This window comes from Sphingobium sp. (genome assembly GCF_035511395.1).
In the GTDB taxonomy this organism is placed as follows: domain Bacteria; phylum Pseudomonadota; class Alphaproteobacteria; order Sphingomonadales; family Sphingomonadaceae; genus Sphingobium.
This window is the reverse complement of sequence record NZ_DATKFP010000024.1, coordinates 1-10776: the sequence shown is the minus strand read 5'-3', so window position 1 is coordinate 10776 and position 10776 is coordinate 1. Positions and strand designations below refer to the sequence as shown.

Genomic DNA, 10776 nt, shown 5'->3' with positions numbered 1-10776 from the left:
AAAATCCGGCTTAACATGCGCGATGAGGCGGTGGCAGCGGCCGAACAACTCAACCAGCAATGGCAGGCGCCGCAACAGGCTGCCTTGGTTCAGTTCTGGATGCCTTCGAGCAACCGGCGCTTCCGGGGAGAGGTGGATGCGGCGCTCGCTTCTCATAGCGCGCGCTTCGCTGCATGGTTGGTGTGCGAGTCGACGATCATCAGCCCGGAAGCCCGTCCCGCATTGACCCAACCGAGCCGCAGCCCAGGGTGGAGTCAGGCGAGTTTTATCAGCTTCCGTCCCGACATGACGCGCGAAGCGGCAATCGACCACTGGCATTCTCACCATACGCGCGTGGCAATCGAGACGCAGGCTAATTGCGAATATGTCCAGAACCTCATCGTCAAGCCGCTGACGGACGATGCCCCTGCCTATGATGCCTTTGTCGAAGAATGTTTTTCGCTGGAGGCCATGACGGATCCGCATGCTTTTTTCGACGCGATTGGCGATGCCGAAAAGCTTTCCGCCAATCTGGAAGCGATGATGCAAAGCTGCGCAGGCTTTATCGACTTCAATCACATCGACATCATTCCCACATCGCAATTCGATTTCCATCATCTCGATTGAAGGAAGAGCATTGCAGAGCCGCGCACCGGGCCATCGTGCGCGGGTCTGGTCCATATGCCATTCGAGAGTGCATTCCGCTGTAAAAGCGTCCAGGGTAGGCCCGATCAACATATCGAAGGTCAAAACATTATCGTTCAGATATTTGCTGCCGAACGTTTCCAACCATTGCCCTCGGTATCAGTCGTCCTTCTTCCAACCCATCGCCTTCAATAGAATATCGAACAGGTTTGTATTGGGGAAGAAACCATGAACCTGATCGGCGCCTGGTCCCGCAGCAGTAGCGATCACTTCCTCGCCGGTATGATTGTCCTCGACGCCAATGATCGGATTACTGGCGACCGTCATCCCCGGCTTGGCGGCGGCAGCTGCATATTGCTCCGCCATCGGTGCATTGCGCTTGCCGCTGCTCATGCGCAGGCCGAAACTATGGTCGGCGGTGAACAGGATCAGCGTGTCCTTGCCCACGATCGCGCTGATACGACGGATCAAGTCATCCATCTCGATCACATGCTTCAGGCCATTTTCCGGCTTGTCGGTATGCATGTCCCATTCGACCATCAGGAAATAGCCCTTGGAATTGCGCGCCAACTGGCCGATCGTCGCCTCGACCGCCGGGATCGGTGCGTAATCGGCGTCGCGCAGCACCGCCGCCCGGCCGGCGTCCTTCACCAGTGCCGGATCATCGCCGAAGCGGTAGCCGGCCTTGGCAAAGGCTTGTTGCGGCGTCGTGCCATCCTTCGCAAAGGATGCAACCGCATCGGCCTGCCCCTTGCCGATCAATATGTCGACGCCATTGCCGAAGCGGGGCGCCAACATCTGGCGGAAAATCTGGTCCTTGTCCTTACGGTTGGCGACATTGGCGAAGCAGGCGGCCGGGGTCGCGTCCCAGATCGGCATGTTGGTGACGACCCCGGTGGAAAGCCCGCGCTGCTCGGCATATTCCAGGAAGCTCTTGACCGGGGTAATCGTGCCATCCGCCTTGGGCAGGGCCGACACCATGCCGCTATTGGTCTTGTGTCCGGTCATGATCGCGGTCATGCCCGCCGCCGAATCCGTGACCCAGTTGTCGAGTGCGGACGTGTCAGACAGGCCTACATGCGGCATCGACTGTATGAACAGCGATTGCGGCCGGTCATGCGCCATGATGCCCGCGGCGTTGAGCGTCGGCACGCCGCCGGCATCGCCGAGGAACAGGATGACGTTGCGCGCCCGCTGCGGCTCGGCGGGGGCCTGGGTGTGCCCCGGAACAGCGGCGAGCATCGCACCCGCCGCCATCATGATCCTGATCGATCGAAATATCATCGCCGTCCTTCCGTTCAGAAACGGGCCCGCACGCCGGCCATCAGCGTGGTGCCATAGTCGGTATAGCCTGCGAAGCGATCGTCGCGGACATATTGCCACTGAACGCCGCCGGCCACGTTGATACCCTGCACCACGAATGTGACATGGGGCGTGACCTTGTAGGAAATATCGAAATCGAGGCTGCCGAAGGCAGCGTCATTATTGGCGGCCAGGCCCGCGCCGCCAACATCGCGCAGTACCTTGCCACGCCAGCTATAGCTTGCCCGCGCACCGATCGGTCCCTTTTCGTAGAAGGCGGTGAGGTTGAAACTGTCGCCGGCCACGTCGGTCAGGTCGTCGCGGAATGTGGCGCCGTCCGACAGGGCATAGGTGCCCTTGCTCTTGGTATGGGTGTAATTGGCCTGGAAGCCGAGGCCATCGAACGGCGCCGGCAGCATCTTGAACAGCTGTTGATAGGCGATCTCAATTCCCGCGACATAGGCATTGCCGCCATTTTGCGGCGCGGTCAGACGATAGGTCTGTCCGTCCAGGTCGAAATTGCGGGTCTGCTGGAAGACGAAGCTGGTAATGTCCTTGTAGAAGGCGCCGCCAATCAGTGCGCTGCCCGGCGCGAAATACCATTCGACCGTGCCGTCATATTGCCAGGCCTCGAACGGCCGCAATTCCGGATTGCCGCCCACCGCCGTCAGCACCGTGGGGTTGGAATTGATCGTCAGGCGCGGCGCCAGATCCGCAAGCGAGGGACGCGTGATGACCTTGGAGGCGGCAAGGTGCATTTGCAGGTTCGACGTGAATTCGGCAACCAGGTTCAGCGACGGCAGGACATTGTCATAGTCGCGCTCGAAGCTGACGGGCAGCGCCGCCGAACCATTGTCGGCATAGCCCGACGATGTCTGATGGGTATGGGCATAGCGCAATCCCGCATCGCCCCGGATCGTTACGCCGCCCAGCGGAAAGCTGAACTCCGCCATGCCATAGCCGCCGATGATCCGTTCATCGATCGCATAGCTGTTGCGCCGGTCGCCGCGGGTCAGATCGGCATCGAGCAATGCTTCCTTGCCGGTTGCGGCATCCCAGAAACGATCGGGATCGGGCATGACCCAACTGGTCGGCAGATTGCCGCCCGCGCCGCTGAGGAAATCGTCGACGGGGAAGGCTTCGAAATAGCTGTCGTCGAAACGCCGGCCGGCGATGCCGCTGGTGAAGTTGATATCGCGCCGATTATAGGTGCGGTCACGCTTTTCATATTTGGCGCCAAAGCGTAGCGCCTGAACCATGCCGTTCAGTTCCCGCGTCACGTCGAAGGTCGCTGCCCGCTGGCGATCGAGCGAGTCATTGACGCGATATTCGATCCGGCGGCCGGGCAATGTGGTCGATTCCGTCAGGTCCGCCGTCAGGAAATTGAGGCTCGGCAGGCGTTCGCCGACCTTGCCATAGTCGAAGGCGACCTGGCCGACGCTACCGAGCAGCCGGGTACGATAAATAGGTGTGGGCGTATTGGAATAGGCGCGGCCCAAGCTCGCGTCTGCGGTCATCGTCCAGCCATTGGCCGACCATCTGGCGTTCGCCCCGATCAACCAATTCTCATATTCCAGGCGCGACGTCTCGCGGCCGATCTGGGTCGATGTGGTGACGGTCGCAGCGGTCAGCACGCCATTTTCGATCACCGCCGTGCCCGGCACGATCGCGCCCGGCGTGGTAGCGGAAAAATCGGTCGAATAGGTCAGTTCATCATAGTCGATATTGAGCCGGCTCCAGAGGCCGTCGACATTCAGTTCGAACCGGTCGTCGGGTTTCCATTGAATCGCACCATTAAGACCGATGCGATTGCGATTTTCCCGCTCCAGCGTCGGACGCGTGCTGGTCGGCACCAATATGGTTTCGTTGTCCAAAATACCGTCGCCGTCGGCGTCGATCCGCCCGTCGGCCCAGCCGACGCCAGTAATGCGGTCCTGGCGCGTGGTGCGCTCGTCATAGACCGCCGCGATCAGCGCGCCGAACGTGCCTTCGTCATTGACCCAGCTGGCCATGCCGGACAGACGCGGATCGACCGTGTCGGCCAGGCGCGGCGAACTGCCGGTGGCGGACAACGCCAGCACCGGCTTCTTGAGGTCGATCGGGCGGAAGGTCTGAAGATTGACAATACCACCGATGCCGCCTTCGGCCAGATCCGCGCGGGGACTCTTGATGACTTCGACCGCCGACATGAGTTCGGACGGCAGCGTGTCGAAACGGAACTGGCGGCCGCTCTGGCCACTGTCGCGCACATTCTCATTCACCGCGGCCGACCGGCCATTGAGGGTGACGACCTGGAAATTGGCGCCGAGGCCACGGATGCGGACGAACACGCCCTCGCCGCGGTCGCGCACGATCGACACGCCCGGCACGCGTTGCAGCGCCTCCGCGATGTTCTGGGCGGGGAATTTGCCGATATCCTCGGCCTTGACCACGTCGACGACATTGGTCGCCTTGCGCTTTTCGGCGAGCGCGCCGGACAGGCTGGCCGCATAGCCGGTGACGATGATGTCGGGCGCGACTTCACCGCCGCCGGTGGCCACCGTTTCCTGCGGCCGGGCGGGCGCCGCAACGATCAGCAGCGCGCCATTGCCCTGGCGCCGCACCACCAGCGGCTTGCCCTGGATCAGCCGTTCGACCGCCGCCATCGCGTCCATCCGGCCGCTCAGCGACGGGCCGCTCATGCCCACGACCAGTTGTGGCGCGAACAATATATCGGTGCCGGTCTGACGTGCCAGCGCCTCCAGCGCAGTCCCGAGCGACTGCCCGGCGATCTGGACGGTCGCCTGGCGCTGCTGCGCCTGAGCCGGAACGGCGCAGAAGGCAGCAAGAGCGGCGCCCAGCACCAGAGAACGGCGCAAATTGCGCGAAGCAGAAACGGTCACGATCATCCCCCGTGGACAGCGGCAGAAGGCACCGCGCTTCCCCGACGCGCCAGCGGGATTTTACCCCACCCCGGCCCCAAAGATTTTTTTCAACCGCCCAACAGCACCCGGTCGCCAACCTGTCGAACCGGCACGGACAGCAGTTGTGACAGCGCCTGCCCCAGCGCCACATTGTCGCCCATCCGGTACATGCCGCTCACCCGCAGGGCGGCGGTATGCGGATCGGCGATCACCAGCCGGTTCAGGCTGTAGCGATTGGCCTCCGTCGCCACGACATCCAGCCGATCGTTATGAAAGGCCGCTCGGCCGTTCAGCCAAGCCTGGGTTATTTCGACCTCCGGCCGATCGACCTGCACCGCGTGGGCGGCAACGGTGCGGATGCGCTGCCCGGTGGACAGGCTGCGCTGCCCGCCACCGATCGCCACCTCGGCCTGGCCGACCAACGCCGTCATTGCCAGCTTGTCATCGGCATCGCGCCGCACGTCGAACCGGCCGCTGCCGGCCACGAAACTGCCCCGGCCAGCATCGATTGCAAAGGGCGCAGCCGCCGGCTTGACGGTCAGTGCCACGCGCCCACGCTCCAGCCACAGGCGCCGCCGGCTGGTACTCGCCAGCACCCGCACATCGGTATCAGCGTCGAGAAAGAGCGACGATCCTTCCGCCAGGGTCAGATGGCGCTGCTCGCCAATGCCCGTTTGATAGCGAGTGCCGGCATAGGCGGTCTGCATAATGGCCATACCGCCGCCGCCCACGACCAATGTACCCGCGCAGGCAGCCAGCATCCGCCGTCGCGACAGACTGCGCGCGGGCGCGGCTCGCGTCGTCGCATCAGTTCCGGACGCCAGCTCCCAGATATCGGTCGCCCGCTCGAAATCGACCGCATGCGCGGGGTCGGCGGCGATCCAGGAGCGAAAGGCCTGCTCGTCGTCCGCCGTCCGTCCGTCCGCGTTGAGTCTCGCAATCCACTCGGCGGCGGTCCGCGCTATGGGGCGCTCACCGGACATGTCGTGGCTCACCAATCCTTCGTCCATTCGCCAAGGAAGGTCATCGCCCTGGCCATATGCTTCTCGACCGCGCTCTGGCTTATTTCAAGCCGTTCGGCAATCTCGCGATATTTGAGATTGTCGATCCGTTGGAGCAGGAACACCTCGCGCGTCCGCGACGGCAGGCGATCAATCCCTTCCGACACACGCCGGAGCCGCGCCTGCGCCATCAGCGCCTCATCCTGTAATGGCGCACCGTCGCGCAGCAGCGCGAGCGCATCCTCATCGGTCGCCGGCCCGCGCACCTTTTCTCGACGATAGCTGTCGCGCGCCCGGTTGACCGCCGCCCGAACCAGAAAGGCTTCCTCATTGTCAGGCCGCTCGGGACGGGCTGCCATGCGGACATAGGCATCGTGCAACAGATCCTCACTGTCGGTCCGCCGGGTCATCCGCTCGACCTGCGCGAGCAGGCTGGCCCAGCCAGCCCATAGCCGCCGGGGTGGCATTTGAGTCTGTTCAATAGGATGATCGCCCATGGGCAGGGCGATCTAAGTTTAACGATAGTCAATTTAATGACCAGGCCGTTGCAATTAGATGACAATGCTGCACAGCAATGAAATCGATATCTGTTCGCCCGGAGCTTTTCGCGAGACTCTCATTTCTCTTGAAGGGCAAAACAAAACGGGAAAGTTTCGGCAGGTTCAACCCGAACAATAATGGCCTGTTCCTCTCAGGCTACTCGCGGCCCCTCAGGATTCCGGAGACGCGCCTCCTTTGCCCGCTTGTCAGGGAATGATCTCCCGCCCCTCGCCAAAGATCGGCGGAGCCTCCAGGCTGTCGACACCCTCCCGATGCCAGCGCCAGCCGAACGCTTCGCGCGCCTTTGCCTGCCTCAAATCGCCGTCACCCCACCATCGACCAGCAAGGGCTGGCCGGTAATAAAGCTCGCTGCGTCGGAACAAAGCCATACGACGGCTTCGGCGATTTCCTCGGCCCGACCCATGCGGCCCATTGGAGTCATGGATTCGATCATCGCGCGCGCCTGCGGATTGGCCACTGCCTGGGCCGTCATGGGCGTGTCGATGACACCGGGGCAGACTGCGTTGACGCGAATCCCGGCCTTGGCCCAGCGCAGAGCGCCATGCCGGGTAAGGCCGACAACCCCATGTTTCGCCGCCGTATAGGCAGGCTGCGCCGGATTGCCGACGACGCCATTGATCGACGCGGTGTTGACGATGGAACCGCCGCCCTGCTGAAGCATCACCGCGGCGACCTCACGCATGCATAGCATCACGCCCTTCAGATTGACCGAAATCGCCCGGTCCCAGACCACATCCTCATATTCGTCCAGCGCGACCGAATTGATCCCCGCATTGTTGAAAGCACAGTCGAGCCGCCCGAACTGATTGACTGCGGCCGCGACCATCGCCTTGACCTGTGCCCCATCGCTTACATCGCACCGCTGATAGGCAGCCGTGCCGCCCTTCTTACGGATCAACGCCACGGTCGCCTCGCCATTCTCGTCATTGACGTCGCTTACCAGCACCATCGCACCGGATCGCGCAAAGGCCAGGGCGGCGGCCCGACCGATGCCGCCCCCCGCGCCCGTTACCAGCGCCACCTTGCCCTGCAACCCATAATCAATCATCGCGCCCACTCCTGTTGGTCTAACGCAACTATTGCGGCGCGCCTGAAGCCAGAACGGAGATCGATCCGTCCTCGCCAATCTGCTCGGTGAGTACCGAAGTCACCCGGCTGACGCTCTCGGCGATCCACCAACGCCCATCCTGACGGCGATAGACATCCTCATATTCGACGGACAGGCGGGTGACGTGACGCGGACCGGTCAGGATCGTCCGGAAATTGAGCGACCACAGCCCCTTCGCCTCGTCCGGCCCACTCAGGCTGATGTCCCAGTTGCTGGCATGATGAAGATCATAAACGCCGCCTTGGCAAGCCATGCTTTCATAGGTCGCGACGAAGGCGTCCCGCTGCGTAAATAGCGGAAATCCCTGAAAGTCGATGCGGACGTCGCCGGGCAGGAAGCAGTCGCGCACAATGTCGGGCTGCTTCAGGTCGCATGCGCGCAGATAGCGCGATTTGAGAAGGCGAATCGCTTCCTTGTCCTCCAGCGCCTGAAGCCTTGCGGCCAAATCGTCGATGCTGATGGACATGCCCTTCTCCATTTCCCGCCGGTTTGCCGCGGCTACCCATTCTCGCGTTAGGCCATACCATATACGCAAATCAAATGTTATTTTGCTAGTTACAGGTATTTTGCGTATTTATCCGACGCCGTCCGCCGGTTACTTAAGGGCATCCGCAGCGAGGGAGTGCTGCGATCAATTGGACACTTCGCCATGTAGCTGCCGACATCCGACGCAAGGTCGTCGCGCCTCGCCTTATTCCCATTCCACCACGGACAGTACATGACTGGAATAGCCGGGGAACACATAGTCGAACTCCAGCATCATCGTCTCGCCCAGCATACCGCTCGACAATATGTCGGTTTCCAGAAAGGCCTGCACGCCATTCTTGCCATAGGCATAGCGGGTCACGTCGCGATAGATGGGCGATGCGTCGAGCCGGGCATCCACGTCGGGCGTGCCCGGCAGCGCCCTATTATATACCAGCCGCAGCCGGTCCTTGAGTTCAGGATCATGGCTGTTCGCCTCCTCCAGGGCGACGAACATGGCTTCCAGATCCTCCAGGCTTTCCAGCAGCGTGCCATAGTGGAAGCTATATTCTGGATCCTCATTCATCCTCTCACGCATGGCGACGACCGCGGGATGCTCATGGTCGGTGCCGACATGCAGCGCCGCATGGATCGCCTGCATCAGGTCGCGCTGAGCATCGGGCATCAGCGACAGATAGACGATGCCGTCACCGCGTGGCTGGTGCCGGGAATCGACCACGAAGCGATAGAAATGCGCACCCGACGGCAGCACCAGATCCTGGGTCAGCACATAGCCCAGCATCTCCAGCAACCGCGCCGCCAACGGGCCTTCTTCCGGAGTCTTGTAGTGCAGTGCCATATGCCCCATCGAGCGGGCGCCCTGCAGTTCATCCATGCTAGGCACAGTCGCCATTTCAGTCTCCGTTCGCTGTTCTTCCATCCTTCGCCGCGCCGGTCAGGGTCGGATCAGACCTTGCAATCCAGCGGCTTCGGCCACAGCGCCTCAAAGGCGTGGGGCAGTCCGCCCAGATTGACGGTCGATTGTGGATCGGCCGGTGGACGATCTCACCCTTGGCAAGGTCATCGATCACCGCCTAGCAATCGCGCACGCCAAACGCCTGGCTGTGGCGGATCGTCATTTCCTTGCCCAAGACGACGATCGGCAGGATGCTATCCCATAATCAGGCCGGACGACATATGGGCGCTTTGCGCCAATGCCGGCCGGAGCCGCAAAATGCCCGAATGCGCGACCTCCACCATCACCTGATCCGACTTCGGCAAGGGGTCGGGCACGGTCTCGGTCGCCAGCGGCCGCCTCGCGGAAAATGGCGGCCCGGCCGTCACGCACCCAGCCGCGATCGCGTCTCGGCCGCACATCTTTACGCCCTTTCCATCCGATTTGCAGCCCACATGTTTACAATCGACACCATCGCCGGCTAATTATTATATGCCGCATACCAACACATTTTCATAGTAACATATCGTGTTTTGCGTATTAATATTTCATAGATTGTGCGCAAGCAAAAGAGCTGGCGGATGACGCCAGCCCTCCATTGCGCGACCGCGAAGGATCAGAAGCGAAGACTGCCCGTCAGACCGAACTCTCGCGGGTTCATCACATTTACCAGGCGATAGCCGGAATCGAGCTGGTAAGCACCCGTCGCCGTCGCGTAGGCGGCATTGCCCAGACCGATGCTGGTAATCCGCTTCTGGTTCAGCAGATTCTTCGCGAACGCCGTCAGTTCGAATCGCTGATCCTCGGTACGGAAGCCGACGAAGAGGTTCAGCATCTCGCGATCGCGATAATGATAATCGGCCCGCTGCGAATAAAAGCCGGGGCGATAGGTGAACAGCGCCCGCACGAACGGCGTCACCGCACCCATTGGCACGCGGACCTCGCTGTTCGCCGTCAGGCTAAAGTCAGGCACGTCGGACAGTCGATCGTTCGAAACGCAATAGCTGACATTGCCTGTGCCCTGGACGGCCGGCTGGCCATTCTGGTTGGGCACGCCGCTGCCATCATAGTCGTTGCACGGCACCAGCGCATTGTCATAGCGCGCCTTGGTGTAGGCCGCGCTGACGCCGAAGTCCCAGTCACGGGTCACGCGGGCGTCCAGCGACGCTTCGACGCCCTTGATCTTGGCATCGGCATTATAGTTGAAATCATAGAATCCGGTCGGCGGCGCCGCGACGAAGGACTGATAATAGATGCTGGTGAAACGGCTCAGATAATTGTCCAGCTTCTGATAATAGGCCGAAAGGCTGTAGCTGAAGCGCCGATTGGCGAAGCTGCCCTTCACACCGGCCTCGAAGGAGTCGCTTTTTTCCGGCCGCGTCTGGATCAGGTCGCTGCTGACCCCATCGGGCACGCCGACGCCGGTACTGCCAGCGCGATAGCTATGGCCATAAGCCGCGTAGACGTTCAGCGTCGGCATGATCTGATAGCTGATGGTCAGGCCACCCGTCAGCGGCTTGTAGGTCCGGCGCTGAAGAGCGGCCGGAATGATTTCATAAGGGGGAACGGTGAAGGCGGTGCAGCCGAAATTTGGGCAGGCCAGGAAATTGCCCGGTGAACTGAGCGACAGCTGGCTCGTCTGGTTCGCCCTGATAATGGTGTAGCGCACGCCGCCCTCGATCGACAGCGGACCATTGCGATAGCGGAGGTTTCCATTGAAGGACCAAGTCGTAGTATCGACCGGCACGCCGATGTTCGCCCTGATCGGCAGATAGGGCAAGGCTCCGAGCACCGCCTGGCTCTCCTCAGGCGAAACCGGGAAGAAGAATGCATCGCTTGTCTGCTGCACGCGGGTCG

The 10776-nt window shown here is 61.8% G+C and carries 10 protein-coding genes; 2 read left to right on the top strand and 8 right to left on the bottom strand.

From position 1 onward, the window contains the following. The first annotated feature begins 15 nt into the window (after positions 1-15). Entirely contained in the window at positions 16-606 is a 591-nt protein-coding gene (locus VMR39_RS01120) for an EthD domain-containing protein (RefSeq protein WP_325413522.1), read from the top strand. Positions 607-783: 177 nt separating this feature from the next. On the opposite strand, the gene VMR39_RS01115 is transcribed toward VMR39_RS01120, so the two are convergent. The 7 genes from VMR39_RS01115 to VMR39_RS01085 form a co-directional block, all read right to left on the bottom strand. Continuing rightward, entirely contained in the window at positions 784-1908 is a 1125-nt protein-coding gene (locus tag VMR39_RS01115; RefSeq protein ID WP_325413520.1) for an alkaline phosphatase, read from the bottom strand. A 14-nt stretch (positions 1909-1922) separates the two neighbouring features. Then, positions 1923-4814: a TonB-dependent receptor gene (locus tag VMR39_RS01110; protein WP_325413519.1), complete on the bottom strand. Its 2892-nt coding sequence runs from the start codon at positions 4812-4814 to the stop codon at positions 1923-1925. An 83-nt stretch (positions 4815-4897) separates the two neighbouring features. Next, on the bottom strand, positions 4898-5824 hold the full coding sequence (locus tag VMR39_RS01105; RefSeq protein WP_325413518.1) for a FecR family protein: 927 nt from the start codon (positions 5822-5824) through the stop codon (positions 4898-4900). Then, positions 5821-6297 carry an RNA polymerase sigma factor gene (locus VMR39_RS01100; protein ID WP_325413516.1) on the bottom strand — a complete coding sequence of 159 codons (477 nt, stop codon included), beginning with the start codon at positions 6295-6297 and terminating at the stop codon, positions 5821-5823. The genes VMR39_RS01105 and VMR39_RS01100 overlap by 4 nt, the downstream gene beginning before the upstream one ends. Positions 6298-6683: 386 nt before the next feature. After that, positions 6684-7439, bottom strand: coding sequence for an SDR family oxidoreductase (locus tag VMR39_RS01095; protein ID WP_325413514.1), 756 nt, complete (start codon positions 7437-7439; stop codon positions 6684-6686). Between the two features lie 28 nt (positions 7440-7467). Beyond that, positions 7468-7965 carry a nuclear transport factor 2 family protein gene (locus tag VMR39_RS01090; protein WP_325413512.1) on the bottom strand — a complete coding sequence of 166 codons (498 nt, stop codon included), beginning with the start codon at positions 7963-7965 and terminating at the stop codon, positions 7468-7470. A 225-nt stretch (positions 7966-8190) separates the two neighbouring features. Then, positions 8191-8877: a hypothetical protein gene (locus VMR39_RS01085; protein WP_325413510.1), complete on the bottom strand. Its 687-nt coding sequence runs from the start codon at positions 8875-8877 to the stop codon at positions 8191-8193. Positions 8878-9019: 142 nt separating this feature from the next. On the opposite strand from VMR39_RS01085, the gene VMR39_RS01080 reads away from it, so the two are divergent. After that, a complete protein-coding gene (locus tag VMR39_RS01080; RefSeq protein WP_325413508.1) occupies positions 9020-9145 on the top strand; it encodes a hypothetical protein in 126 nt (41 codons plus the stop codon). Positions 9146-9535: 390 nt separating this feature from the next. Here the strand turns inward: VMR39_RS01080 and VMR39_RS01075 are convergent. Continuing rightward, a partial coding sequence (locus VMR39_RS01075; RefSeq protein WP_325413506.1) for a TonB-dependent receptor domain-containing protein occupies positions 9536-10776 on the bottom strand: 1241 nt, incomplete at its 5' end.

Excerpts from the sequence above, each read along its gene's own strand:
- VMR39_RS01120 (WP_325413522.1), top strand. The coding sequence starts at position 16 with ATGCGCGATGAGGCGGTGGCAGCGGCCGAACAACTCAACCAGCAATGG.
- VMR39_RS01115 (WP_325413520.1), bottom strand. The coding sequence starts at position 1,908 with ATGATATTTCGATCGATCAGGATCATGATGGCGGCGGGTGCGATGCTC.
- VMR39_RS01110 (WP_325413519.1), bottom strand. The coding sequence starts at position 4,814 with ATGATCGTGACCGTTTCTGCTTCGCGCAATTTGCGCCGTTCTCTGGTG.
- VMR39_RS01100 (WP_325413516.1), bottom strand. The coding sequence starts at position 6,297 with ATGCCACCCCGGCGGCTATGGGCTGGCTGGGCCAGCCTGCTCGCGCAG.
- VMR39_RS01095 (WP_325413514.1), bottom strand. The coding sequence starts at position 7,439 with ATGATTGATTATGGGTTGCAGGGCAAGGTGGCGCTGGTAACGGGCGCG.
- VMR39_RS01090 (WP_325413512.1), bottom strand. The coding sequence starts at position 7,965 with ATGTCCATCAGCATCGACGATTTGGCCGCAAGGCTTCAGGCGCTGGAG.
- VMR39_RS01085 (WP_325413510.1), bottom strand. The coding sequence starts at position 8,877 with ATGGCGACTGTGCCTAGCATGGATGAACTGCAGGGCGCCCGCTCGATG.